23 protein-coding genes and 1 pseudogene are annotated in these 25,488 nt (G+C 44.2%); 10 read left to right on the top strand and 14 right to left on the bottom strand.

Features of this window, described 5'->3' with window-relative positions; translation table 11 throughout:
* Positions 1-58: 58 nt before the first annotated feature.
* From J4N39_RS16925 to J4N39_RS16905, 5 genes are all read right to left on the bottom strand, one after another.
* The gene (locus J4N39_RS16925) at positions 59-475 is read right to left on the bottom strand and encodes a VF530 family protein (protein ID WP_252026086.1); all 417 of its coding nucleotides are present in this window, start codon (positions 473-475) and stop codon (positions 59-61) included.
* Positions 476-584: 109 nt separating this feature from the next.
* Positions 585-1,259: a DUF6998 domain-containing protein gene (locus J4N39_RS16920; protein ID WP_252026085.1), complete on the bottom strand. Its 675-nt coding sequence runs from the start codon at positions 1,257-1,259 to the stop codon at positions 585-587.
* A 4-nt stretch (positions 1,260-1,263) separates the two neighbouring features.
* Complete coding sequence (locus J4N39_RS16915) at positions 1,264-2,151, bottom strand: DMT family transporter (protein WP_252026084.1); 888 nt, start codon at positions 2,149-2,151, stop codon at positions 1,264-1,266.
* A gap of 204 nt (positions 2,152-2,355) precedes the next feature.
* Positions 2,356-2,805 (bottom strand): hypothetical protein, encoded by a 450-nt coding sequence (locus J4N39_RS16910; RefSeq protein ID WP_252026083.1) that lies wholly within the window; start codon positions 2,803-2,805, stop codon positions 2,356-2,358.
* A 99-nt stretch (positions 2,806-2,904) separates the two neighbouring features.
* Positions 2,905-3,633 carry a PhzF family phenazine biosynthesis protein gene (locus J4N39_RS16905; RefSeq protein WP_252026082.1) on the bottom strand — a complete coding sequence of 243 codons (729 nt, stop codon included), beginning with the start codon at positions 3,631-3,633 and terminating at the stop codon, positions 2,905-2,907.
* 395 nt (positions 3,634-4,028) lie between these two features.
* Here J4N39_RS16905 and J4N39_RS16900 point away from each other — a divergent pair, with 395 nt between their 5' ends.
* Positions 4,029-4,601, top strand: coding sequence for a hypothetical protein (locus J4N39_RS16900; protein ID WP_252026081.1), 573 nt, complete (start codon positions 4,029-4,031; stop codon positions 4,599-4,601).
* 53 nt (positions 4,602-4,654) lie between these two features.
* Here J4N39_RS16900 and J4N39_RS16895 read toward each other — a convergent pair.
* Positions 4,655-6,186, bottom strand: a pseudogene (locus J4N39_RS16895) (IS3 family transposase).
* Between the two features lie 385 nt (positions 6,187-6,571).
* On the opposite strand from J4N39_RS16895, the gene J4N39_RS16890 reads away from it, so the two are divergent.
* A complete protein-coding gene (locus J4N39_RS16890; RefSeq protein ID WP_252026079.1) occupies positions 6,572-7,252 on the top strand; it encodes a hypothetical protein in 681 nt (226 codons plus the stop codon).
* Positions 7,253-7,340: 88 nt separating this feature from the next.
* On the opposite strand, the gene J4N39_RS16885 is transcribed toward J4N39_RS16890, so the two are convergent.
* Together J4N39_RS16885 and J4N39_RS16880 are read right to left on the bottom strand one after the other, a co-directional pair.
* A complete protein-coding gene (locus tag J4N39_RS16885; RefSeq protein ID WP_252026076.1) occupies positions 7,341-7,820 on the bottom strand; it encodes a YehS family protein in 480 nt (159 codons plus the stop codon).
* A gap of 252 nt (positions 7,821-8,072) precedes the next feature.
* Positions 8,073-10,691, bottom strand: coding sequence for an ankyrin repeat domain-containing protein (locus tag J4N39_RS16880; protein ID WP_252026074.1), 2,619 nt, complete (start codon positions 10,689-10,691; stop codon positions 8,073-8,075).
* Between the two features lie 169 nt (positions 10,692-10,860).
* On the opposite strand from J4N39_RS16880, the gene J4N39_RS23070 reads away from it, so the two are divergent.
* Complete coding sequence (locus tag J4N39_RS23070) at positions 10,861-11,031, top strand: SEC-C metal-binding domain-containing protein (protein ID WP_503064159.1); 171 nt, start codon at positions 10,861-10,863, stop codon at positions 11,029-11,031.
* Positions 11,032-11,199: 168 nt separating this feature from the next.
* On the opposite strand, the gene J4N39_RS16875 is transcribed toward J4N39_RS23070, so the two are convergent.
* The 3 genes from J4N39_RS16875 to J4N39_RS22980 form a co-directional block, all read right to left on the bottom strand.
* The gene (locus tag J4N39_RS16875; RefSeq protein ID WP_252026071.1) at positions 11,200-12,048 is read right to left on the bottom strand and encodes an SEL1-like repeat protein; all 849 of its coding nucleotides are present in this window, start codon (positions 12,046-12,048) and stop codon (positions 11,200-11,202) included.
* A gap of 466 nt (positions 12,049-12,514) precedes the next feature.
* The gene (tnaA, locus tag J4N39_RS16870; RefSeq protein WP_252026069.1) at positions 12,515-13,981 is read right to left on the bottom strand and encodes a tryptophanase; all 1,467 of its coding nucleotides are present in this window, start codon (positions 13,979-13,981) and stop codon (positions 12,515-12,517) included.
* 117 nt (positions 13,982-14,098) lie between these two features.
* A complete protein-coding gene (locus tag J4N39_RS22980) occupies positions 14,099-14,221 on the bottom strand; it encodes a hypothetical protein (RefSeq protein WP_286036845.1) in 123 nt (40 codons plus the stop codon).
* Positions 14,222-14,558: 337 nt separating this feature from the next.
* Here J4N39_RS22980 and J4N39_RS16865 point away from each other — a divergent pair, with 337 nt between their 5' ends.
* Positions 14,559-16,667, top strand: coding sequence for an LruC domain-containing protein (locus tag J4N39_RS16865; RefSeq protein ID WP_252026067.1), 2,109 nt, complete (start codon positions 14,559-14,561; stop codon positions 16,665-16,667).
* 14 nt (positions 16,668-16,681) lie between these two features.
* Positions 16,682-17,137: a hypothetical protein gene (locus J4N39_RS16860; protein ID WP_252026065.1), complete on the top strand. Its 456-nt coding sequence runs from the start codon at positions 16,682-16,684 to the stop codon at positions 17,135-17,137.
* Positions 17,138-17,178: 41 nt separating this feature from the next.
* Here the strand turns inward: J4N39_RS16860 and J4N39_RS16855 are convergent, their stop codons facing one another.
* Both J4N39_RS16855 and J4N39_RS16850 read right to left on the bottom strand, forming a co-directional pair.
* Entirely contained in the window at positions 17,179-17,364 is a 186-nt protein-coding gene (locus J4N39_RS16855; protein ID WP_252026063.1) for a hypothetical protein, read from the bottom strand.
* 146 nt (positions 17,365-17,510) lie between these two features.
* Complete coding sequence (locus tag J4N39_RS16850) at positions 17,511-18,374, bottom strand: LysR family transcriptional regulator (protein WP_252026061.1); 864 nt, start codon at positions 18,372-18,374, stop codon at positions 17,511-17,513.
* A gap of 148 nt (positions 18,375-18,522) precedes the next feature.
* Here J4N39_RS16850 and J4N39_RS16845 point away from each other — a divergent pair, with 148 nt between their 5' ends.
* The 4 genes from J4N39_RS16845 to J4N39_RS16830 all read left to right on the top strand — a co-directional run bounded on the left by J4N39_RS16845 (position 18,523) and on the right by J4N39_RS16830 (position 22,022).
* Complete coding sequence (locus J4N39_RS16845) at positions 18,523-19,209, top strand: outer membrane beta-barrel protein (protein ID WP_252026059.1); 687 nt, start codon at positions 18,523-18,525, stop codon at positions 19,207-19,209.
* A gap of 196 nt (positions 19,210-19,405) precedes the next feature.
* On the top strand, positions 19,406-20,602 hold the full coding sequence (locus J4N39_RS16840; protein WP_252026057.1) for an EAL domain-containing response regulator: 1,197 nt from the start codon (positions 19,406-19,408) through the stop codon (positions 20,600-20,602).
* Positions 20,603-20,670: 68 nt separating this feature from the next.
* Positions 20,671-21,180, top strand: coding sequence for a helix-turn-helix domain-containing protein (locus J4N39_RS16835; RefSeq protein ID WP_252018614.1), 510 nt, complete (start codon positions 20,671-20,673; stop codon positions 21,178-21,180).
* Entirely contained in the window at positions 21,180-22,022 is an 843-nt protein-coding gene (locus J4N39_RS16830) for an IS3 family transposase (RefSeq protein ID WP_353505632.1), read from the top strand. The genes J4N39_RS16835 and J4N39_RS16830 overlap by 1 nt, the downstream gene beginning before the upstream one ends.
* Before the next feature lie 67 nt (positions 22,023-22,089).
* Here the strand turns inward: J4N39_RS16830 and ppsA are convergent, their stop codons facing one another.
* Positions 22,090-24,462 (bottom strand): phosphoenolpyruvate synthase, encoded by a 2,373-nt coding sequence (gene ppsA, locus J4N39_RS16825; RefSeq protein WP_252026055.1) that lies wholly within the window; start codon positions 24,460-24,462, stop codon positions 22,090-22,092.
* Between the two features lie 187 nt (positions 24,463-24,649).
* On the opposite strand from ppsA, the gene ppsR reads away from it, so the two are divergent.
* Positions 24,650-25,483, top strand: coding sequence for a posphoenolpyruvate synthetase regulatory kinase/phosphorylase PpsR (gene ppsR, locus J4N39_RS16820; protein ID WP_252026053.1), 834 nt, complete (start codon positions 24,650-24,652; stop codon positions 25,481-25,483).
* The last annotated feature ends 5 nt before the right edge of the window (positions 25,484-25,488 follow it).

The raw sequence follows: 25,488 nt of genomic DNA, 5'->3' as shown, positions 1-25,488 counted from the left end.
AAGGTCTGACAATGTCAGACCTTAATTTTATTCAATGTTTGGCGAAACAAGTAAGTGATTATGTGCGACGAAAGTTGCGATTACCCGCTGAACGCTTTTTGTGAGCAGAGGCAGCTTTCGCTTGGGATTTCAGAATGGAATCCACCGTTAGCTCCATCGGTTCTTTAGGCTTTAGACCATGTGGGAAAGTGCGAGCACGTGGAGGCAATTCATACTCTTCACTAGATGCACGAGGCATACGCTTGAAACGATACAGATAGAAGTTCTCTATCTTCTCTCTTGCCCACTTGGTTTTCTTCAAATACTTTACACTGCTAGCGATGGATGGATTGGTGTGGAAACAATTAAATCGCATCGCCGTGTCGAGGATATCCCAACCATAGTGATCCACCAACTCTTGAAGTAAGGTTTCGAGCTTAAGGCCGTGCAGTGGGTTATTTTGTTGGAGTTCAATTCTTTCTTCATCTGTCATCATAGCTAGCTCCTAAGCGGGTTTTACTCTTTTGCCTGAGCAAGGTCGAAAGGCTGGGCATTCTAACAGAACAAGACCCATAGCCCAAATGAACTCACTAGATGCCACAGCATCAATGTTGATCGGTGGCTATCGCTCTAATAATCAAGCTGCCCATTTGGCGGGTATTATGCTGATTTCCATTGCCATTAAGGATCGATATCCCTAGTTCTGCGGCTATCTTGCGTAGGTGCGGCTTAACCGTATTTATCGGTTCACCGGATTCAAATAGGTTAATAGAACCATTTTCAAGTTCTTGAATTTGATAGTTCTGCCAAGTGACCTGCTTCACCGTAGGAATGTCTCTTGTCACAGGTGTTGGTTTAACGAGCTTACTCAAGGCTATGGTGTGTTTGCCACTGTTTGAAGCTCGCATCAGCAACTTTGCTTGCTCTACCTTGTCATCAAATAGGGTTTCAATCTGCATCTCTTCAGTATTAATGCGCAATATGATGATGCGATCCACCAGCTCCAACGTATTCGGGTTAAACGCAATGTGACCCGCCCCGTATAACTGGCCCGTAGTTTTGACTGACACTCTTTCGCCATCACCACTAACCACGTCATAGCCCGCTTGATTGGTTTCAGTCGCCATTTGACCATTGGTAATCAACGCCGCATATAGCTCACCGATTCTTCCCGTAAGATGACGAAGCTCAGTCACAGGAACGCCCCAGTTCAATTCTCGCTCTAGCCAGTTCATGGAATCACCCAATGACTGGATGATCTGAATTTGAGTTAATGCCATATTACTACCCTTGCTGCATGGTTAATTTGCGACGTCTAAACCGACCACCAGTGCGATACACCACGAGAGCAAACATGATAAGAGCACAGCCGATGAACTTATTGGTCGTCATCTGCTCGTCAAACCAATAGATGCTCAAAATCACTGTCCAAACAGGCTCCAAAAGCATTAGCAGAGCCGCATTGGTCGGGCTAGCATACTTTTGCCCTGATATCTGCATCAGGTAACGAATGCTGGTGGCTAGTAACATACTAAGGGCGAACCACACCCAGATACTGTTCTCGACACTGTCTGGTGGCGTTTCAAAAGCTGCTGACATCACAAGCCCAATCACACCTGTCATGAATAACTGGATACAAGTTAACATCATGATCGGCATGCGCTTGGCGTATTTAGCGTTCACGTTAAAGTAAATTGCGATGATGATGGCATTGCCCAAGAACCACCACTGACTCGGGTCACTCTTCCAGCCATCTGCAATCGATAGAAACGCCAATCCCACAATAGCGATGGGCAAGGAGAGCCAGAACACTCGCTGAGGTTTGTCACCAAACATCATCCATGCCACCAGAGGAGCAATCAGCATGGACAGGCTCATAATAAAAGCACCTTCCCCAAGGGTTTCACTGATAGAAACCGCATAGACCCAAGTTACCAGCACCACGCCTAGTAAACTGCCAATACCGGCAACTCTCACAATGTCAGACCAAGCCGTTGCACGGATAGATTTATAGCAAAATGGCAGTAAACACAGTGATGCGCCAACAAAGCGTAGCCCAATAAATCCAAACGGCGGCAAGCCTTGTATGGTCTGTTTAGAGAAAATCCAGCCCCAAGCAGCGAGGAATGTAGCGATCACCAAGATGAATGCGCCTTTGCGTTCTGAGTTCAAACGTAATTACCAAGTGTTGGCCGCTTAAAACGGCTTTTATAAGTGAGGGAACGAACAATTTACTCCGATTTTGTTGGTTATGCATTAGATATCTTACCTATAGAAAAGGTCACTCGTTTGGAGTGACCTTTTTGTCAGTAAGTTTTGAGCTTTAGAGTCAAGTTTATGAGTTCCCGGCACCCTCTCTAACTTTGCTGATTCAAGCTAACCAGCCAACTTAGTACACGTATTTTTGTATTTCTTATCAGACGATATGTACTCATCTTGGTTGACGATTGTTATCGTTAGGTGTGTTTTCTTTTCCATATCAGACGTTAATATCTGTTTGATTACCGCTAAAAGTTCACGATCAAGTAGATCCTCATCGAATACTGTGAAAGAGTCGATAGTTCTCAGCAAGGTGTTGGTCTCCTCTTCGACTTCCCAACCGCCTGCTAATTTGTAGACTATAGGATGCTCTACACCAGAGACTTTCATCCTAGCCTTAAGTATATAGTTGTCATTAGCAGAGAACTTCAGCTGAGTTTCTGTATATACCCTGACATTCTCATGGATACACTGCCATTCGTTAGACATTAGGTATGAAGTTAAGGTTTGTGAGTAGCTAGGGTTAGATACGAAAACTGTCAATACTGCAAATAGTAGTTTCTTCATTAATCTTTCTTTGAGTTTAATAACTATTTTTGGAGTCTATTCTGAATAACCTTGGTCAAAAATTTATAATCGAGGAAGTATTTCTGGTTACACTTTCATTTACCGATGCCTGACATTTGCTAGCAACACTATTGATTTATCTGAAATACGCCTTACGCCAAAATAGCCCCCTGAAGACGAAAGCTGATGTACCTCAAGAGCATCCGAATCGAGCCTGTCAAACCAATATGGAGCTAAAGAACATTGAGCAGAACCTGTTGCCAGGTCTTCAGAGATACCAATTTTGGGAGCGAAATATCTTAGCACATACCCGTTTTCTCCATTCGCAGCTGTCACGATCAAAGCATGATATTTATCAAGCTGTTTAAGTCGCATATCATCAGGCTTAAAATTCACCACAGATTCTATAGAAGGCAAAACGATAATTAAGTCTCGAGTTGAAAACACGTCAATAGCATCAACAGCTAAGTCAGCTATTTCTGGTGGCACGATACAAGTTTCACCTTTCCAACTTGGCAACTCAAGAGTGTACGCACCACCTTTTTTATCAATGGAAACGTATCCATATTTGCTATTAAAAATTACACAATCGAGTTTGTACTTAGAAAGGATTGCAGCGCCAGCCCCTAAGCTTCCATGCCCACACAGGTTAATTTCTCCATCCAAAGCAAACCAGCGAATGTGAAATTGTCCATCAGCTTTAACAACAAAGGAAGTAACAGGCAGCGCTATTTCACAAGTTATTTTCTGCAACTCTTCGTCTGGAAGCCAACTATCAAGCTCTAGTACACCACAAGGGTTACCAGACGCCGAATCTCCACCAAACACATCATAGATATCTATATTGATAAGCCACCATCCTCGACTGTAATTTACACATACTGGACAAGTTTTAAATGTACGTCACTCATACAGAGCAACGCAATCATCAATCTAATCTAAAAACAAAAAATTTCAAACCGTGTTCACGTCCAGCACTATCGACTTTACTCGATAATCCTTAATACGTGCCCTAATTAACGTGAAAGCAGCAAGAATTAGCCGAGTCAATCAATAGAACACATCAGTATTTTTAATCTACTCACGGTCACCTCTCATTGTCGGAGAAAAAACAACATAATTTTTCATTAGAATGTTGAAATGAACGTCAAATTTACCTACTTAGGCTTCTAACTTGTTAGAGTAAACCTACAATTAATAAAACAAAAACGGACTCAAAATCAATGAAAAAAATGCTGGCGATATTGATGATACTATTACTTGGTTGCCAATCTGAAAAAACAGACTTCACACCTAAAGAAATGGTACTTACACCCCAAATAATCGATGAGTTGAAGTCTCAGGATTCAGTCCATAGCCAACTTACAATTCTCTATAGGAATTTTGAACCTACTCTAGATAGAAGTGATGACATTCTAGGTACCGATGAAAATAGTAATGGGATCAGAGATGATATTGAGGCGCTCTTAAGTTCTATTCAAAACATCAGTCAGCAAGAACTAAACACCTACAAGAAAACTGCACACTACCTACAAGAAACATTATCAACAGAGTATACACTTGACTCTACTGGTAATAGTGAGTTAGCTCAGAATGTGACAGCAGAGTATATGAAAGTTAGTTCTTGTCAGCGACACCTAAAGATGGGCATTGATGATGTTCACAGAGTGAATCAATTACTAACAGCATTGACCTTTAACACTAAAGGTAGAACGTTAAAGCACTTACAATATATGCGTCATAATAGTGGAAATTCATTTACTATGCTTGACGCCGATGAAGATAATTGCAAATAGCACTTACTCAGTAGCGGCGTTTTTCAAGGTAGTTGTCATCATTCGCTCATTAATTAAGCGGCTATTCTCTCTGGGTTCAGATGAACCTCTCTAACTGGCTCACAGTTCCTAATTCCGCTCGACCAACGCTCAGGGTGCTTTTGCTTGGCAGCAAGTAACACCTTCGCTCGATGCATTAAGATCTCTTCATCTTGACCATTGTGTCGCTGTGCTGGTGTTACATAATTCAGCTTACTGTGCTTATGCTCTGTGTTGTACCAGCGCACGAAGGATTCTACCCAGTCACGGCTTATATCTAGGTTTTCGAAGCCTTTTGTTGGCCAACTTGGCATGTACTTTACCGTGCGGAACAGTGATTCCACATAAGGGTTGTCATCACTAACTCTTGGACGGCTGTAAGATGAGGTAATACCCAGCTCATCCATCTTAGCTTTGAACGTCAGCGACTTCATTGGTGCGCCATTGTCAGAGTGCAGTACCAGTGGTTGGTTAAAGCACGTTCACGCATTAACGTGCGCTGTAATAGTTGTGAAGCTAACTCACCACATTCACACTCATAGACATCATAACCAACGACTTTGCGGCTGTAGATGTCCTCGATGACATACAGGTAATAGTGTTGCCCACGCACCTTTGACGGCAAGTAGGTAATGTCCCATGTAAACACCTGATTAGGGCCTGTTGCCGTATAACTTGTTGGTCGTGACTGTTTCTGTCGGCTCTTCTGACGTCCACGACCATGAAGCTGACCTTCCGCTTTTAGTACTCGATAGAAGCTTGACTCCGAAGCAATATATTCGCCTTTATCTAGCAGTGTTGGGACGATCTGAGTCGGTGGTAAGCTTGCATACTCAGGTCGGTTACACACCTCGATAATGGCCATCTGCTCTAGTGGTGTGAGCTTGTTGGCAGGCTCTGGTCTCTCGCAAGCCGGCCTTTTATCCTCTTGCACCTCACCTTGCTGATACCAGCGGCGATAAGTTCTTAAGTCTATCTCCACTTCACGCATGCAGGCTCTAGACGGCAACCGTTATTCCTAGCTTCATGGATCAAGTGACCAAATACAGCCTTTCATCGGCAGAGGTTAATCGTCCTCTGGTTCTTCCCCGTAAAAGGCTCTCAGCTTTTTTCTCAACACAAGTAGAGCAGCCGTTTCAGCAAGTGCCTTTTCCTTATGTCGGAGCTCCTTTTTGAGCTCTTTAATCTCAAGCTTATCGGCTTTGGCCTGTTTCTTGGCTTCAGCTTCACGCTCTTTATTCGACATAAAACCTTGCATGCATTCACTTCGCCAGCCTTGTACTTCTTCTGGATATAACCCTTTTTCTCGACAGTATTGACTGAGTTCATTCTCTGTCATTGAGTAGGTTTCAGCCACAATGGCTAATTTGGTTTGAGCTGACCATTGCTCTGATGAAGTGTTGCTATTTGGCACTGCGGCTCCTGAGCGTCGAAGTTGTTTCCGCCAATGATACAGGGTTGCTGTACTGATGCCTTCTTCTTTTGCAACTTCCGCCACTGACATGGAATATGGGGGCAGAAGTTTCTTCAATATGGCTTCTTTTCTTTCTGCTGAGATACGAGACAAAGTTCACTCATTACCGCCCAAAACTGGTTAAATTTTAACAGTGACAACTATCCTGCCAGAGGGGGGTAGATCGCAAATCTCGACTCTAGCGGGTAGTCATTGTACTTCTCTGAGATCATTGCCAGCTTTGGTACCTGTCTCAAATAGTTCTACCTAGGTAGATGTTGAGTATAGAATTTCACCCCTACAAAGTGTGCGTTACTGTAGATAAATAACCATATAATACAACTGGTTAGTGAATTATTTTTCATGTCATGTTCAGATAATATCTAGCTCAGAATTCAGGGCAGGTAAGGGAGCCGTCATATATGTCAGTTCGCTTGAAACAGATTTGAGGTTACTTTGATGTAAAAATTGACACCTCATTAACAAAAAGGATATTTAAATGAAGTTGGCGTTTGTTGCGTTTTTTTCACTGCTTATGGTTGGATGTGCGGCTCCAATAGTTCAAGTTGAGGTCCCAAACCTAGAAAGGTCTTCAGCTTATCAAGTAGAAGACCTTCGACCAGAAACAGAGAAGCAACAGGAAATATTTAGCTATTTAGTTACAAGTAAGGCTTATGGAATTTTTAGAAGCGGGGATCAGACAGCTCCGTCTCCAGTAAGGCTCCTCCAACACAGAGTCCACGAAAAGTTTTCTGATTCTGGAGAGTTTCCTAATGTAAAAGTACATCACTTTGTTACCTATGCTAACCTTCAGTCAGAACTTAGGATAAGTGGGCTTGCCAGTACAGTGGGTGGACTCGGTGGTGTTGTTGGTGGTGCCGTTGCTGGCGTAATAAGCTCATCTATTCAAAAATACGGCGTTGATGGTATTGGTACTCTTATATCTCCCGACGAATTTAATTTAATTAAGGATGAGTACAAGCGGGGGATGTATTCTGAAACAGAAAATCCTGGTGAAGTAAGCGTTTTACAAGTTTATCTAGATGCTGAAATTGATGGAGAGAGAAAGTTTATTAAAATAATGTCTCCTATTCACCTTGATGAACAAGTAACTCAAACTCCGATAGTTGTAGCAATTGAAATGGCAATTGATTACTACCTAGACCAATATCAAATTTAATATCGATCTTCAACGTGATAAAAGCGAGTAGCCAAATGAAATGGCTCTCGCTTTTTTAGTCAATTACACGTTAGATTCGAGATAAGAATTACCCAGCAAACTCTTGAGAGTCGGGACGATTGGTAAACTGCACACCATTTAAGAAGTCGCACAACAGTTGGTCTTCACACTGTTTGTAGTTTTTGTTGTTTGGCTTGCGGAAATACGCGCCAATTTCGTATTTACTTAAACTAATACCAACCACTTCTAATACGTCCAGCACATCTTCTGCTTTCATGTCTAGCGCAATACGTAGCTTCATGAAGATCATGTTGTTGGTCAACGAGACTTCTGGCTTAGGTTGCTCGCCGTCTTTTTTGCCTCGCTTGAGGTTAATAAAGCCATTTAAGAATACCGCTAACTCTTGATCCTTCATCTTAACGCAAGATTTGTCGCTTTCATCTTTTAACCAGTTTGCCACTTTATCGTGAGCCACAGTGACTTCAGCCTGCCCGAAAGCTTTTATTATCTGTGCGTTTTTAAGGTTTAACGCATGTTGGATACGACGTAAAATTTCGTTGTTAGTCACTAGGGATTCCTAAAATGAGTTCTAAAAGTGAATAAAAGTCCATCGATCACATACGATCTGAGGGTGTCTTTATTCAATAGCGTAGTTGGCGGTGACTCTAACAGAGAACACGTTTCTTCGGTAGGTTAAAAAATTCAGTTTTGGTGTCTGTCCTGAATAACTTTTTGAATAATTGTCTGAGAGATTCAAACTATTTGCTCGGATTTTATTCGATGCGTATTAGGAAAGCCCTGGAACACCCAGGGCCAATAACTAACGGTGAGACCAGACATACCCCGTAACAGAGGCCCCTTTTAGCATCTGTTTTGCCTGCTCTTCGGACAAACAACCTGTCTTTTGCTTTCCGTTAAACCCACAGATAAACTGATCCCAGTCCGGAGACCCAGAACTGTGTCTCACGTATCCAGTATTCCCTTGATTATTGATGATCAACCAAAACTCCAGTCCGCTGAAAGTTGTACCGTAGTTCTCCGTCAGACAACTGTTGGCTGCATCATCTACTTTGTGAGAACCACCGACAAACGGTTCCCCCATGAAGTGAGAAACCTCATACTTCACTTCCAAGTTTCGGATGGCGCATTCCCCTACCTGCGAGTCATTTTTTCTAAAAGTACCCGTATGTTGTGTTTCTCCGCCACGGGTATTACCTGTCCAGACCAGACTTTGCTGATTTGCAATTAACGTGTTTGAAGAGAGCTGCTTTTCGTTTTTTCTGGACTGACTAAAACCGTCAGTAACCATCACTTTAGGACTACCTGCTTTTGCTGTCACCGTGTATTTGGTGATATCAAACTCAGGCTTAGCCATTGTCTTAGTGGGACTGATGTTGTTCTCTTGCCTCTGTACATTGAGCGACTTGTTTCTGGCTGCTATTTTTTGCTCCAGCTCAGCCTGAATTCTGGCCTGTTGCTCTCGCTGTTTTTTCTGCCAATACTGGTTATGTTCATTGATTTTCTGCGCATCCTGTCTGACCGACTCCATAAATGCTGCTGCATCAAATACCGGAGGAGATGAGTCTGGGAATATAGTTGATTCAATTGATCGGTAGTAGTTCGCCCTACCCCCCATCTCATATATTTCATACTTTGACTCTTTATCAGCGTGATACTCAAAGAACCAATCCATCACAGTAAACCCTTCATCACCACCCGGTATATTGAAGTCCGCCCCTGCCTCATGTAAAACGTAGAAATACCCATAGCGTCTTCTCAGGCTCGCTGCATACAAAGCGGGAGTTGGAGTTTCTGCGAGGCCAGTGTAAACATCAGGGTTACCTCCTGCGTTCAAAATGGACTCAACCACATCACTGCCTGAATCAATCGCTATAGCGTACACAATCATCGGGCGCTGGTATGGACCAATCTTCATATCTGGAGAGACACCTGCCATACGAATGTACTTACCAGTTTCACGAGAGCGCTTTTTGATTAAAAGGTCTAAGAACTGTTCAATCTCTTTCTCATACCCACCTGCTGCAATATAGAAAGGAGCTAGTGTTTTAGACACTGCCAGGTTTTCGTTTTTTAACGCCACATCAAAAGGCGTTTCTCCTTTGAGATTTTTCTTAAATGGGTTTGCCCCTTGTGCGACCAAGTCGGCAATGTATCTGGCCGTTTTAGAGCTTCCAGCTGCAAGGTGAACCAGTGTATCCCCCTGAGCATTGATATGAGACGGGTCAACGCCAGCTAGAATAAACTCTTCCAGCCTCTCTATTTTATTGTTAAGTAGCGCTATACCGAGCAGGTTGTTACCCTGTTTGTCCTGATACGGGCTTAACTGCGCTCCCTCTGACCTAAGATAGTTCTGGTACTCTTGGGATTTCCCAGTCATCAGTGCCTCAGTGTAAAGGGCATTTAGGCGATCGACGCTAGGAGGAGGCATGCTCTTCAGCATAGCAATCGCTATTACTGAGTCATCCATTTCGATTGCTTTTGTCAGCGGCTGAAGGGTTAATGATTCTTCGATATAAGCTGGATAGCCACGTGTAAGCATGGACTTAACTAGTGCAGGCTGCGCCCCTTCTGTTGCCAATAGAAGTGCAGATTGCTTCTGCTCAATACTTAACGTTGAAAGCTCCTCTACAAGGCTTGTAGCAACCTTGGCTGCACCCGAACCAATGGCTAGTTCAAGATCCGAAAAATTTGGTTTTTCGTTTTTCTTCAGGATGCGATACGACACCAGGTCATCTTTCTTTAACGCCAGGCTCAGCGCATCATGCTGGTCACTCTCACTCCACGGATGATTATCTAGCAGCCAAGCAGTGACTTTGGGAGCCTGACCGTCAACAGTCCAGTACAACAGACTATGTTGCCGGTTTTTCTGACTGATGATATTTGAGTTGGACGCAATAGAGGATTCAATACATAACGGTTCATCTTGCTCTAAACAGCGAGTTACTGAATCTGGATAAGCCTCATTTTCCGGTCGGTAAATCTTTACCCTACGCTTCTTTTTGACCGAGAAGTAATCTTCACGTGAGTAGGATTCGAGTATTTTTCCATCGTGAAATCGAATATACCATGGTTCAAACTCATCACTGTCTGCACTAAATAATCGGTATATAGAAGCTTTATTGACCTCTATTTCCAGTACCCAGTCATACCATTCTATCTCTCCAGACCAAGCGCTGTTTGTGTAGAATTTCCGCATCTTCTTGAAGTTAATTTCAAGCCGATCCGGATGAGAAACGTTCTGCCTGACATACGCTTCAACCTCTGGCTGATAGTTTTCAGGGATTGGACCAAACTCTGCGTCTTTCGGCAAAGGCTGAAGCCCACTGCCAGAAGATCCTGAATATGAAGTACTCGTTACGGTACTGCTCGCACAGCCAGCCATCAGTAGGATAGCGGATAAGATAACAACCAGTTTCATGTCAAGCTCCTTAAATTTACTAGGGTAATGGTAGAAAATTAATTCTTCTCTTTACCTGCTTGACATCTAACTTTTATATAAAAACCTTTTAATTTATGTGGACATTTACTTGTGCAAAATTGTGGTGCCTGTCCTTATTAAATCATTCTAGTGGAGCCAATCAGATGAGATGGATAGTTTAGTTGCGGATCTAAAGCCTATTTCACCAGAGCATCACAAAGAAGACGTAAGAAAAATTTCCTTTGGTAAGCAGCCGCAGATAGAACGTAAAAAAGTTGGAAGAAACGAACCTTGCCCATGCGGCAGTGGTAAGAAATATAAACGATGCTGTATACCATAATTCTGATTTAGTGGTAAAAATCCAGTCGCTTGTGAGCCTCGCATTCATCGCAAGGCTTGTTCGTATTAGAATTGCTTATTGATTAAAATAGTATTTAAAACTCATATTGGGGCAAAGACATGTTACGTCACCCATAAGTAACACGTCGCTGAACACCCTAAATCTACGCTATAGCTTTTTCATCAGGTCGCTAAGCACCTTACAATGGGTATCAGACGGACATGATTTATGCAGTTGGCGAATGTTCGTCGCGTAACGTTGGTATTCTTCACTCTGTTTCATTCGCTCGGTGCGCATGGCAACAATTTTATTGACCAGTTTTCGCTCTTCCACTGAATGCGTCATTTTATCGATATCAGAAAGCCCAACGCCATCGTATAGAACTATGGGAATCGATTCTGGACCTAACCCGAACAGGCCATAGACAGAGTCACGATAATCATCAGCAAAAAAATGGATCTCTCTTTCTATTAGGTTTTCGTACTGGATCATCGCCAAATGATATCGCCCAACATCAAGAGATAGCTTCGCGATCGCCACAAAATCTTCATCTTTGAGTTTTACTTTCTGTTTTGCAAAACGGTATTCAATTTTTCTATGCCAAAGGGAAGATTTATGTTCATCTTCAAGAGCTAGGTAAAGCCTTGTGATGTCAATTGCGGCAATATGATGGCCAGCCACATAGCTTTTTTCGAGCCAGTAAAGGGACTGTATCGGATCATCAATATAAAAATGTGTTCCTAGAACATAGAGAGCTTGTGGATATTCTTGTGCAGCAGACTTGCGCAACCAAACTTCTGCATCTTCTTTTTGTTGGTAATAACGTTTGATGGAATACATCGACATTTGAGCCTTAGGGTCCCCTTTGATGGCTTTATCATAAAACTCAAATCTTTGTTGAAGATAACTTTCCTGTTCTTCTTGGCTCAACGCTTGATACTCTTCTTTCGGCATCAGTTTGGCGTAGGCCACATTGACCCAAAGCACCAGCGCTAAAAATGGCAAAAGACGCAACATTAATACACGCTCCTTATATATTTTAATGGACACACCACGTTGAATTTAACACACAATTAACATTCATATCTTTGCACCACTCCCCATTTTATTGGGTTTTGCCTTCATTTTGGCGCTGGTGACAGTAACAAGCCAAGCCACTTTCAAGAGCATCCATCATATATCTCCAGCCAAGAAAGGGCCATTTTGCCTCTCTATACTTTTGTATATCAAAGTTAACTGAACATCATTGTTTGAACTTCGAGGCGTAACTCTTTTCGGGGCAGAAATGTAAAAGGTATTTGGGTTCGCTACTCCATAACCTCCAACAAACCTGAGAGCTTTCCGTGAAAACTCAAACACAAAAAATCGGCCACAATTTCCATCACGACCGATCAAGAAAGCCACTATCGCAACATAAATCCAGTTAATAACTCAACATTAACTGCATATCAGTAGCCTAGCGATGAGATGCCGAGCTTGAGACCTAAACTTCCAACGCCTCAACACTCTCACTTGGCTTTGCTACTTCAATATCCTGCGCTTCTTTAAACCTTGCAGTAAAGTGGCGTAGCACTTCAGGTTCGTAGGTAAACTCTACCCCTTTTACCTTATGGGCGTTGGCTTTCACTTTTTCGAATGCTTCTATAATGAAATCCATATGGGTTTGAGTATACGTGGCTCGTGGGATAGTTAGACGCAGTAGCTCGGCAGGACATGGGTGCTGTTTGCCTGTTGCTGGGTCACGGCCTAGCAGTAGTGAGCCGATTTCTACCGCACGAATACCTGCGACTTTATATAGCTCACAAGCAAGTGCATGGGCTGGAAACTGATCGGCTGGGATGTGTGGGAGCAATTTACCCGCATCAACAAACGCAGCGTGACCGCCCGCTTGCTGGCAAACCACACCGATTTTCTCAAGGCCATCTACAAGGTATTGCACCTGACCAATTCGATACTCAAGCCAGTCTTGACGCATACCGTCATATAGACCGACCGCCAAGCGTTCCATGGCACCACCTTCAAGGCCACCATAGGTTGGGAACCCTTCTTGTACTACACATAAGGTGCGACACTCGTTATAGATATCTTCAAAGCGGTTGTCTTTAAAGCACAACAGGCCACCCATTTGTACCATGGCGTCTTTCTTAGCAGACATCGCTAGACCATCAGCGTATTTGTAGGTCTCACGGGTGATCTGTTCGATGGTCCAATCTTGGTAACCCGGCTCGCGCTGCTGCACAAAGTAGGCGTTCTCAGCGTAGCGAGCAGAGTCCATGATGACTGGAATATCGTACTTTTGCGCAATCTCATAGGTCGCTTTGAGGTTAGCGATCGAGACTGGCTGACCACCAGCCGAGTTACAAGTAATGGTAGACACTATGTATGGCACGTTTTCTGGGCCAGCGTCGATGATGGCTTGTTCTAGCTTTTCTAGATCGAAGTTGCCTTTGAAGTCAGCATTGATGCTGGTGTTGAATGCATCTTCGTTGTACACGTTCTTGGCAACACAGCAGTTCACTTGCGTGTGTCCTTGAGTGGTATCGAAGAAGTAGTTAGACAGAGCTACCATCTTAGTGCGATCCAAGCCCTTTTCTTTTTCACGCTTTTTGATCAACACAGGAATGTAAATTTGCTCAGCGCCACGGCCTTGGTGAGTTGGGATGGTTAGCTCGTAGCCAAAGATCTCTCGCACGGCATTCGCCAGTGCATAGTAACTGCGGCTACCACTGTAGGCTTCATCACCACGGAACATCGCCGCTTGCATCTCTTGAGTGATAGAACCTGTACCACTGTCGGTCAAAAGATCAATAAACACATCATCACTGTCGAGTAAGAATGGGTTTAATCCCGCTTCTAGAATTGCGTGTTCACGGTATTCTCGGGTGGTGCGTTTTACTGGCTCCACAACACGAATGCGGAATGGTTCAGGTAGGTGTTTAAAGTTTTCCATAGCTCAATCTCTTAATTTTCAAATAGTTTTTGAGCAACTAGTCATGCGAGGCTGTGCCCCAAGTGTCCTAATCGCAAAATGAATCCAGGCAAAACTGCCTAATTTGAAAACTGAGTGCTATTCAGCAGAGAGACGGAAAGAGAGGATATGATCTAAGTTGTACCATGCAGACTGGGTTAACCAACTACAAGACTGCCACTTAAGGTACATAGATCTGGACAAATCTTTGAAGTGATTCATTCATTGCTCCTTTCTATGTATTTGGTGAGTAAAAGTGGTTATCGAGCACTGCTTGCTCTTCTTACGGTATATACCAAGGCAGACTGTTTGTGAAGTTTCTCATTGAGCGATTGTCTTAGTGTGCACAAAAATACTCGCTTAGCCCATCCATATATTTCATATAGAGATTGTCCAATTAGGTGAACTTTAAAAACCTATTGTGCTTGCCCTTCTCAATCTGACAATCAAATTGAAACACTCAACAACCCCCAAAATTATGTCCTTATAATTCAATGGCTTATTTTTGGCACAACTATTGAAATAGTCCCTGTGAAACTTCAATGACTAGGGGACGATTATGAACAAATATTGGATAGGACTAGGACTGGCCATGACGCACGCTAGTGTGATAGCAGCACCATTTGATACTTGCCCGAGTAAGGCGTACCTCTTCCAGTCAAAGCCTGTACAAGTGTATGGGGTCAACCTGGTAACTGGACAATCGTCCCTATTGCAAGGGGATGCTGGTACCAGCTCCAACATTAATGGGCTCGGCTTTGATGAAGCAGACCGATACATTTATGGCTATGACACCACCAACAAGCAAATTGTGCGCATGGGTAAAGACTTCCAAGTCGAGACCATCAACACTTCTGGATTACCTACCGACCACACCTTCTATGTCGGTGATGTGTTTGACCACAAATACTACCTGTACCGCAGTGGTAAGGGGCTATTTCGCATTGACCTTGCTCCGCTTGATAGCGATCCGAACGCAACAGTAGTTGTGGAGCGACTAAGCACTTTTGGTTCGGTCAGTCTCACTGACATGGCATTTAACCCAGTTAATGACAAGCTCTATGGTGTGGATAACAACTCTGGCGCTCTGTATGAATTTAATCCAAGCAATGGCGCTGCAACCTACGTGGGAGACACCGGAGAAACGGGCACATTCGGCGCAGGCTATTTTGATGTGAATGGCTATTACTACTTATCTAGAAACCAAGATGGGTTGATTTACCGTATCGATCTAAGTAGCCAAGCCATTATCGATTCTGGCGTTGTTCCAGCAGTGTTGTTTGCTTCAGGACCAAGCTCAAGCCAAAACGATGGGGCTCGCTGTGCCAATGCGCCTGTCATCGATGAAGACTCAACCATCGATTTTGGTGATGCACCTGATAGCTACGCAACCTTACTGGCATCCAACGGCCCACGCCACCAAATTGATGACCTGACTTGGTTAGGAACGACCGCACCTGATGGCGAATCTGATGGACAAATAGCGCCAAACAGTGATGACAGCACAGGCACCAGTGATGATGAAAATGGCGTAGGCTTTGTAACAGCAATTGAGCCGGGATTAGATGCCATTGTGACTGTTCATGCTTCGACTTCAGGTTACCTATCCGCATGGATTGACTGGAACCAAGATGGTGTCTTTGATCCAACCAATGAAAAAATCTTTGACGATTTACTTCTATCACAAGGGCAAAACATCTTACCTTTCAACGCTGACATTAATGCTGTGGCGGGGTCGACTTGGAGCCGCTTCCGTTTTAGTCAACAAACGGGGTTAGCGCCAACAGGCGGTGCTACTTCTGGTGAAGTAGAAGACCATGCTCTAACCATCACCGCAGCCAATACCACGGTTCGTCACTTCCCTTCAGAATCAGGTTACGTCACTTTATCTTATGAAGATAACTGGCCTTATACCGCAGATTACGACATGAATGATGTGGTGCTTCGTTACCGAGTGACCGAGGTGTTGAAAGATGGCGTCGTCGCTAAGACCACCATTTCAGGCAAGCTTGCTGCGGTGGGCGCAGATTATCACAGTGGCTTTGCTGTGAGATTGCCTAACGTGCTTGCTAGCGATGTGAACACTAGCTTGACCAGACTGATGGTTAATGATGTTCAGCAAAACCATTCTGGCCTTGAAAGCGATATGAACGAAGCAAGCTTTGTGATCATCAATGATGTAATCGACCACAAAACTAACCAATGTTCCTACTTTAGAACGCAGGCCAGTTGTCGAAATGATATGAGCTTTGCGTTTGACCTTCATGTGAGTTTCGATGGGGATACTTCATCACTACAAGCGATGCCTTATGACCCGTTTATCTTCGCAACGCCAGGCTACTACCACGGCAGCGGTATTATTGAAAAACCGGGACGTAAATGGGAAGTACATTTAGCAGACCAAGCACCCACTGAGAAATTCGACCAAGGTAATTTGTTCCAAGGCATTGGTGCTGATACCAGTGATGCTCAAACAGGTCGATACTTCAAAACGGCCAACAACCTACCTTGGGCACTGATGATTTACGACGATGCGTGGATGTGGCCAACAGAGCGTACCGACATTCTCAATGCGTATCCAAAATTTGCGGAGTACACCCAGACCGGCGGCCAAGTAAACACCGATTGGTACAAAGCAAAACATGCCATCACCAGCCAATGCTACTAACAGAGGACAAGACCATGAATACGTTTAAGCAAACATCAATGAGTTTTATCGTCACCCTTGGTTTGGTTGGTTGTGGTGGAGGTGGCGGCGGTGGCAGTGCGTCTGCCCCGACGCCAACGCCAGTTTCGCCAGCACCAAGCGCAATTGAAGTAACAACGGATCTGGTGGCACCGAATGACTTTAGCTACGACCCGAGACAAGAGGCAACCCTGAACGTAGATTTGTCATCAAGCTTTAACCAAAAAGCCTACTTGTCGGTATATCGAGTCTACGACGAATCGGCTCAGGGCATACTAGCTCCAGATTATGGAAGCCGCATCGTTGCAATGCCGCTTAAAGATGGCAAAGCCACCGCACAAATCACGCTGGCACAAAGTGACGAAACCTTACTTGCCGAAGTGTGGTTTTACGATGGCAGTGAGCCTTTGCAACTGGAATTAGATGCCCAGCAAAGCGAATGGTATTGGTAACCAAGGGCGTGCTCTCTCAACACAAGGGGAGCACGCTTTTTTTAGTTGTGGATATTGCGCTGCCACAAACTGGCTGGCTGAGTGCACTGCATTTCAACGCCACTCTGCACGGTAATTGGAGCGGTGCTGTTTTGGCAGCGTAGATAAGGCGTACGATAAACCACGATTGCGATAGAGGTTACCAACACTGCAACCAAGACGAAAAACAAAGAGACAAATCGAAACATATTCCACCTCTGCTCATCGAAGAATTGAACTTCATTTTACCGCACAGGCCCACCATTAGCCCTAAATTTAGAGGGGATAATGGCCAATTTGTTACCTTGGTCAACTTGTTGCGTATAAGTAAAATTTCAGCAATTAATACACCCTTTTAAAGGCTATCGATTTTGTTTACTTCGGCGATAAATGTCTTTACCGCATCATCGGCTTCTAGACCACTCAGATAGATAATCTCAGTAAACCACGAGTGATACCCCGTCGGTAGATGCTCGAATTCTGCAATGGTTCCTCGTTCAAACGCTGTCTCAGCATACTTCCTAGGCACGTAGCCCCACCCCATTCCTGCTTCAATCAGAGATACCATTTCCTCTGCGTCATTCGTTTCAATAACGTGATGACTGTAAACTTGGTTGTGGGAGTTATGCGGCTGGTTAAATGCTCGGTGAACAATTTGCGGTATACGGCGCAATTCATCCATATTTTTTGGTTGAGGCAGAGCACTACCGATGATCCTAACCGCCTCAATACCAAAAGTTTTATGGGTCGTGAGTTGAGGATTAAACTCCAACATCGACATAGCAATGCCCAAAGACACTTCTCCTGAACGAACCCAATCGTTCACTTGCAGCGTATCCCCAATCAATATTTTTAGCCGAATTCCCGGATACGTTTGTTGTAGGATTTGATAGCAGCGACTCAATACCGGGCCTTGGAGCAGTTTATCTATCGCCAACGAAAACTCACTCGGACGAGCCCCGAGCAAGTTATCGACTCGGGCACTGAACAAGTCTACTTCGTTCAAAATCGGCTTCGCATAATGATACAGGTGTTTGCCTTGCTCGGTAATTTCCAAACTTCTCGGTTTTCTTTCAAATAGCTCTAATCCGGTATCTATCTCAAGGTTTGACACCAACTCACTTATTGAAGAAGCATGTTTTCCAAGCTTATCTGCCGCAGATTTGAAGCTACCGCTTTCAACGGTAAGCACGAAAGCCTTTATCTGTTCTAATGTCATATCCAAAAACCACTTGAATGGGAAAACCCCTCGCTAAGAGAGTTTGATATTAAATAATAATATGAATAATAGGAACCAACAGGGAGCGGAATCCTATAAATTATTATCCAACTGCTATGGAATAGCCAAATTACTAGCAGGTTATAAAATGAAAAAACTAGCACTTACTCTACCACTAATCGCAGTACTATCTGCACCAGCATTCGCAGAAGAAGCACAAGACGTAAACTACGGTGATCCAACCGCTTCTTACACTGGTCTTGGTATGAGCCGCGGCGCTGACGCAACTCAGTTCAACGGTATCTACGGTATGGGTTCACACATCTTCACTGCTGACGTAACAGTAGCAGACAAGAAAGATGATCTAACTGGTCAAGTTTCTGCTCGCGGTCGTTACTTCCACGTGACTGAAGGTCTTGGCTACTCGCTAGACATCATTGGCAACAAAGCAATGACTGGTGCTATCGCTGGTGCAATGTACAAGTTCCAAGTAACACCAAACATCATGCTTTTCCCAATGGCAGGTATTGGTTATGCAGCGACTGAATTTACTTATGAAGATACTAAAGTATCTGAAAGCAGCATGATGAACCAAGTTGGTGCTTACGCAATGTACGCATTCGATAACGGTAACTGGGTATACGCAAACCCTCGCACTACCTACATCAACGAAGCAAAAACTCGTTTCAATGAAGTGACCCTTGGTGGTGGTATGATGATCGCCCCACAAGCAAGCCTTGGTCTTAAAGTAGAGCACGTACTAAACGATACTGCGCTTAAGATGGACAAGAAAGATGCAACATCAGTTTGGGTTAACGCAAACTACTACTTCTAAGCCAGTCTCAAGCCATGGTAAAGTGGCCAGCACAATGATTTATAAAAAGCTCATCCCCCGTGGTGAGCTTTTCTGTTTTCGTTCTCAATACTTAGTGATCAACCAAGGCCAACAGGCTTATTTTTTCATAAGCAACATTTTGCAAAGCGGAGTTGCACTGACTATATTTTAACCAAACGTCAGGGCAGGATGCTTTATGAAAACTCAAAATATCGTCGTAATAGACGACTCACCTGCAATCTTACTAATAATGCGAAGCATGATGGCTGAACTTGGTTTCGATAATATCGTGACTTCTTCATGCCCCAAAACGGCTTTAGCACATATTAGAAAATCGCCACAGCGATACAGTGCGGTATTTACGGATCTCAATATGCCAGAAATTGATGGCATGTCGGTGATCAAAGAGCTCGGTCAAATTGGTTTTCAAGGGGGTGTGTGCATCATCTCCGAAATGGATACCCGAGTGATCGAACTGGCTTCGGAAATTGCTCGTAAACATAAGATCAACTTGATTGGCAATATCCCGAAACCTATCCCTATCAATGAACTGCAACGAGTCTTGTTTAAGTTAAGCCGCATCACTGAGCGACACGCACCAGCTGAGCAAGCATTAACTAAACAAGAGTTGCTCGAATGCATTCAAGACGGACTCATCGAGCCCTATTATCAGCCCAAAGTTAAGCTGCTAAGTCGCAGTGTGGAAGGCATTGAGGTACTGGCAAGGATCGTAAAACCCGGTAAGAGCAATGCCATATTGCCGGGACAATTCATTCCAACGGCTATTGAGTGTGGATTGCTTAACGATGTCACTCGAATTGTTCTCAAGCAGGTGGTTGCTGATACGCCTAAACTTATCGCAGAATTTGGCAAGAATGTAAAAATCAGTCTCAATCTTTCCCCTTCCCAGCTCAGTGAAAAAGGCTATCCAAAGGAGTTTATGCAGGCGATCGATCACGAGAACTTGGATCGTGAGAACTTCACGCTAGAGATAACAGAAGAGTTTGCATTAGAAGACACAGAGCAACTTGAGAGCATTAACCGATTCCGAATGCAGGGCTTTGGCCTTTCGCTGGATGATTTTGGTACTGGCTTTACCAACCTCAATCAACTGCGCAGCTTACCTTTTACTGAAGTCAAAATTGATCGAACTTTGATAAGCGATATACACCGCGATCCTTTCAATCAGGTTGTTGTCGACACTTTGGTCAATATAGCCAAGCGACTCGATATTTCGTTAATTGCAGAGGGCACGGAAGAGTTTTCAGACCTTGAATATCTGGGAAGAAAATACGATGACATGAAGGTGCAAGGCTACTTAATATGCAAACCCAAACCTCTAAGTAGCCTACTGCTATGGCACCACAGTTGGGCGCACAACAATACGCCATGATCAAAAAAGCCCTCGCATCAAAGTGAACTGACCCCCAATAGTTGGACACCAATTATTGGGGGTCTTTTATGTCCAAATATAGTCGTGAGTTGAAGTGCATCATTGCTAAGCAATGCTTAAGTGGTGTGCCATCTCGCCTGTTAGCTAAAGAATATTCCATTTCCTCTAGACAAATTAGGTACTGGGCGCAAGTCTTTGCTATTCATGGTACTAACTCTTTTCTTCCCACAAATCATGCTTCAACGGCTAAAACGAAGCTAGAAGCGATTAATTTAATGTGGACGAATGGCTGGTCTCTGACGCACACTAGTGCCTTCTTAAACCTCTCGACCCCTGGAACACTCTCTGTTTGGCTAAAAAGATACAGAGAACAAGGTATTAAAGGGCTCGAGCCTCAGAAAGTAGGCAGACCTCTTATGAAACAGCAACCTCAACATCCTATTACATCCGATGATGATAAGACTTTGGAGGAGCTGAAAGAGGAGTTAGCGTACTTGAGAGCGGAGAATGCTGTCCTAAAAAAGTTAGAGGAGTTAGAGCAGGAAAAGAGACGCCGTCAAATAAAGAAAAAACGGTAATTGCTCTAACTCTCAGAGAAATACACCCACTAAAACACTTGCTCCAAGCACTCGAGCTGCCAAAAAGTGTGTTCTACTATCAAGTACAAGCGAGTAAGCGCTCGGATAGCTATACGATTGAACGAGAGTTAATTAAATCAATTTATCATGAGCATAAGGGTCGGTATGGGTACCGCCGTATTCACCTTGAGTTAAAGAAGCTGGAGTTCGTAATAAACCACAAGACGGTCCAGCGACTGATGGAAGAACTAGGTCTAAAATCAACCGTTAGACCCAAGAAGTATCGCTCTTATCGAGGGGAAACAGGCAAAAGTGCGCCAAATATCTTAGAAAGAGACTTCACGGCAACTAAACCAGATGAAAAATGGGTAACCGATGTTACTGAGTTCAAAGTAAAAGGCCAAAAAGTCTATCTGTCACCAGTGGTTGACTTGTTTACTCAAGAGGTTGTCGCTTATAAAGTCGCCAAGAACGCACGATTGCCTCTTGTGACTGATATGCTAACAGAAGCGATCTCGAAGCTGGATAAGCACTCAAAACCGATCATACATAGTGATCAAGGCTGGCAATATCGACATCAGTTATATCAGAAGAAAATTACCGATAATGGGTTAACACAGAGCATGTCGAGAAAAGGGAACTGTTTAGATAATGCAGTGGCAGAGAACTTCTTCGCACTGCTTAAGACAGAGATGTACCACAATCAATCATTTAATGATGCCAACGATCTTATAGAGCAGATTGAAGAGTATATCGAGTATTACAACACCAAGCGGATTAAGGTAAAACTAAAAGGCCTGACTCCGATTGAATATCGAAATCAGGCCTTGCAAGCCGCTTAACAGAAATGTCCAACTTTATGGGGTCACTTCAATGCGAGGGCTTTCCATTTAATCAGTTAACCATGCATTACTGAGCGTGCTTTTCGCCTAGGTGGCTCCAAGTTTCAACCACAGTATCTGGGTTAAGCGATAGAGAGTCGATGCCTTGCTCTAGTAGCCAGTCGGCAAGATCTTCATGATCTGAAGGACCCTGACCACAGATACCAACATACTTACCTGCTTTGTTAGCGGCTTTGATAGCCATTGAAAGCATCGCTTTCACTGCTTCATTGCGCTCATCAAATAGATGAGCAATATCTGCTGAATCACGGTCAAGACCAAGGGTTAGCTGAGTCATGTCGTTTGAACCGATCGAGAAGCCATCAAAGTACTTCAGGAAGCTCTCCGCTAGCACAGCGTTCGAAGGTAGCTCACACATCATGATAACTTTAAGACCTTGCTCACCACGACGTAGGTCATGTTCAGCCAGAAGATCGATTACAGATGCCGCTTCGCTTACGGTGCGAACGAATGGGATCATGATCTCAACGTTCTTAAGACCCATCTTCTCACGCACACGCTTCATCGCTTCACACTCTAGAGCGAAACAATCACGGAATGCTGGAGAGATGTAACGTGATGCACCACGGAAACCAAGCATCGGGTTCTCTTCGTGCGGTTCGTAAGCAGGACCACCAATCAGGTTACGGTACTCGTTTGACTTAAAGTCAGACATACGAACGATCACACGCTTAGGCCAGAACGCTGCAGCGATGGTTGAAATACCTTCTGTCAGCTTCTCGATGTAGAACTCTTTCGGGCTCTCATAACCTGCGATACGTTGGTCGATCTGAGCTTTCAGCTCGTCAGACTGCTCGTCGTAGTTAAGCAGAGCTTTCGGGTGAATACCTATCATCTTGTTAATGATGAACTCTAGACGCGCAAGGCCAACACCTTCATTAGGAATAGTTGCAAAGCTAAACGCACGGTCTGGATTACCTACGTTCATCATCACTTTAAGTGGCAACTGAGGAAGCTCGTCAACCGCTGAACGGCGGATTTCAAAGTCCAGTTTACCTTGGTATACAAAGCCAGTTTCACCTTGAGCACAAGACACTGTTACTTCATCACCGTTGTGCAGTAACTCGGTTGCGTTACCACAACCCACTACCGCTGGAATGCCTAGTTCACGAGCGATAATCGCTGCGTGACAAGTACGGCCGCCACGGTTGGTTACGATAGCAGAAGCACGCTTCATTACTGGTTCCCAATCTGGGTCAGTCATGTCAGCCACCAGCACATCGCCTTCTTGAACCTGATCCATCTCATCTAGGCTGCCAACAACACGTACTACACCAGAACCAATGCGTTGACCGATTGCGCGACCTTCTGCTAGCACTTCTGCTTGCTGGTTTAGGTGGAAACGCTCCATCACGTTCTTATCAGTACGTGACATTACCGTTTCTGGACGTGCTTGAACAATCATAAGCTCGCCAGTAATGCCATCTTTCGCCCACTCGATGTCCATTGGACGACCGTAGTGTTCTTCGATGATAAGCGCTTGTTTTGCTAGAGCTTCAACTTCTGCATCGGTTAGAGAGAACTGGTTTTGTTCTGCCGAAGTGGTATCAACAATCTCAACTTGGGTACCAAGCTCGTTGCCTTCTGCGTAGATCATTTTCACTTTCTTTGAACCGATAGTACGGCGCACTACCGCAGGGTTACCTGCTTGAAGTGTTGGCTTGTGAACGTAGAATTCATCAGGGTTTACGCTGCCTTGCACTACCATCTCACCAAGACCGACAGATGACGTAACGAAAACTACTTGGTCAAAGCCAGATTCAGTGTCTAGGGTGAACATCACGCCAGAAGACGCTTTGTCCGAACGAACCATGCGCTGGATGCCCGCAGATAGAGCAACACCACGGTGGTCAAAACCTTGGTGAACACGGTATGAAATAGCGCGGTCGTTAAATAGAGAAGCAAATACGTGCTTAACCGCTTCGATAACCGAATCGATACCACGTACGTTTAGGAAAGTCTCTTGCTGACCAGCAAAAGAGGCATCTGGTAGATCTTCTGCCGTCGCTGAAGAGCGAACTGCCACAGATAGCATCTCATCACCTTCACCCAACTCTGCATAGCAGCGGCGGATGTCAGCTTCCAAATCGGCAGGAAATGGTGCTTCCAAAATCCAATTGCGGATGGTTTCCCCTGTTTTCATCAATGCTTGCACATCGTCTACGTCTAGCTCATCAAGAAGCGCATGAATGCGATCATCTAAGCCTTCAAAGTCCATAAACTGATTGAATGCAAAAGCGGTTGTTGCGTAACCATTTGGCACTTTCACGCCAGCGTTCGCTAGGTTAGCTACCATTTCGCCCAGAGAGGCGTTTTTTCCACCCACTTTATCTACGTCATTCATCGATAAAGCATCGTACCAGACAACGTTCTGTTGCATGGGGAGGTCTCCTTTATTATTGGATCAGCGGTATAATTTGTCGGACAAAAAGCAAACGATTGCTCGCTATTTAGCAAAAATTGTATGACTTCACACTTTTTCAGCTAATTTTGTCGCTCAGTACGGTTATAGTTATAATCAATTGCGCTATAAAGATTACTGGATTTTTTGAAGGCTTCAACTTTTTATGAATAGTAAAACCCAATTTCGTGACGTCTTTTACATTTCTGACGGCACCGCAATCACTGTAGAGACCTTGGGACACACGGTTTTGGGGCAATTTCCCATCGAAACTTCCCAAACGACAATCCCTTTTGTTGATAATGTCGATCGAGCCGAAGATGTGGTCAGAGCGGTTGCTCAGTCGCACAAGAAACATGGCTTACAGCCAATCGTGTTCTTTTCAATCGTTGTTCCAGAAGTGAAGAAAATCATTGAATCGTGCGATGCCTTACTTTATGACGTATTAAACACACTGGTCACACCTCTGCAAGCGGATCTTGAGCTGGAGCCGAAACCCAAGTTGCAACGTTCACGAAGTATCAAACGCGACCAAGACAGCTACATGGATAGAATTGCGGCAATTGAATACACCCTCGCCCATGATGACGGCATCTCGCTCAATAATTTAGAGCAAGCCGATATCATTTTGTTAGGTGTGTCGCGCTGCGGGAAAACGCCAACAAGTCTTTATTTGGCCATGCAATTTGGCATTCGTGCGGTGAACTACCCTTTCATTGCAGAAGATATGAATCGCCTGACACTGCCAGCAGCCATTGAGCCTTATCGCTATAAAACATTCGGCTTAACTATCGACTCAGACCGATTGCAAGCCATCCGTCATGAGCGTCGAGCGGATAGCGACTATGCCAGCCAAGAGCAATGTGATACTGAGCTATCTAAAGTAGAAGCCATGTTTAGGCGAGAAGCGATCCCATACCTCAATACCACCTCGCTATCAGTGGAAGAGATCTCTACTAGGCTATTAGAAAAGAGCGGTCTAAAACGCAAGATGTGCTAGGGCTT

It is taken from the genome of Vibrio sp. SCSIO 43136, assembly GCF_023716565.1.
Taxonomy (GTDB): domain Bacteria; phylum Pseudomonadota; class Gammaproteobacteria; order Enterobacterales; family Vibrionaceae; genus Vibrio.
Note: the sequence above shows the minus strand (reverse complement) of the source record. Positions and strands in the feature narration are given on the sequence as shown.

Excerpts from the sequence above, each read along its gene's own strand:
- J4N39_RS16850 (WP_252026061.1), bottom strand. The coding sequence starts at position 18,374 with ATGACATTAGAACAGATAAAGGCTTTCGTGCTTACCGTTGAAAGCGGT.
- J4N39_RS16860 (WP_252026065.1), top strand. The coding sequence starts at position 16,682 with ATGAATACGTTTAAGCAAACATCAATGAGTTTTATCGTCACCCTTGGT.
- ppsA (WP_252026055.1), bottom strand. The coding sequence starts at position 24,462 with ATGCAACAGAACGTTGTCTGGTACGATGCTTTATCGATGAATGACGTA.
- J4N39_RS16925 (WP_252026086.1), bottom strand. The coding sequence starts at position 475 with ATGATGACAGATGAAGAAAGAATTGAACTCCAACAAAATAACCCACTG.
- J4N39_RS16845 (WP_252026059.1), top strand. The coding sequence starts at position 18,523 with ATGAAAAAACTAGCACTTACTCTACCACTAATCGCAGTACTATCTGCA.
- J4N39_RS16855 (WP_252026063.1), bottom strand. The coding sequence starts at position 17,364 with ATGTTTCGATTTGTCTCTTTGTTTTTCGTCTTGGTTGCAGTGTTGGTA.
- ppsR (WP_252026053.1), top strand. The coding sequence starts at position 24,650 with ATGAATAGTAAAACCCAATTTCGTGACGTCTTTTACATTTCTGACGGC.
- J4N39_RS22980 (WP_286036845.1), bottom strand. The coding sequence starts at position 14,221 with ATGAATCACTTCAAAGATTTGTCCAGATCTATGTACCTTAAGTGGCAG.
- J4N39_RS23070 (WP_503064159.1), top strand. The coding sequence starts at position 10,861 with ATGGATAGTTTAGTTGCGGATCTAAAGCCTATTTCACCAGAGCATCAC.
- J4N39_RS16900 (WP_252026081.1), top strand. The coding sequence starts at position 4,029 with ATGAAAAAAATGCTGGCGATATTGATGATACTATTACTTGGTTGCCAA.
- J4N39_RS16890 (WP_252026079.1), top strand. The coding sequence starts at position 6,572 with ATGAAGTTGGCGTTTGTTGCGTTTTTTTCACTGCTTATGGTTGGATGT.
- J4N39_RS16920 (WP_252026085.1), bottom strand. The coding sequence starts at position 1,259 with ATGGCATTAACTCAAATTCAGATCATCCAGTCATTGGGTGATTCCATG.
- tnaA (WP_252026069.1), bottom strand. The coding sequence starts at position 13,981 with ATGGAAAACTTTAAACACCTACCTGAACCATTCCGCATTCGTGTTGTG.
- J4N39_RS16910 (WP_252026083.1), bottom strand. The coding sequence starts at position 2,805 with ATGAAGAAACTACTATTTGCAGTATTGACAGTTTTCGTATCTAACCCT.
- J4N39_RS16840 (WP_252026057.1), top strand. The coding sequence starts at position 19,406 with ATGAAAACTCAAAATATCGTCGTAATAGACGACTCACCTGCAATCTTA.
- J4N39_RS16880 (WP_252026074.1), bottom strand. The coding sequence starts at position 10,691 with ATGAAACTGGTTGTTATCTTATCCGCTATCCTACTGATGGCTGGCTGT.
- J4N39_RS16875 (WP_252026071.1), bottom strand. The coding sequence starts at position 12,048 with ATGTTGCGTCTTTTGCCATTTTTAGCGCTGGTGCTTTGGGTCAATGTG.
- J4N39_RS16865 (WP_252026067.1), top strand. The coding sequence starts at position 14,559 with ATGAACAAATATTGGATAGGACTAGGACTGGCCATGACGCACGCTAGT.
- J4N39_RS16835 (WP_252018614.1), top strand. The coding sequence starts at position 20,671 with ATGTCCAAATATAGTCGTGAGTTGAAGTGCATCATTGCTAAGCAATGC.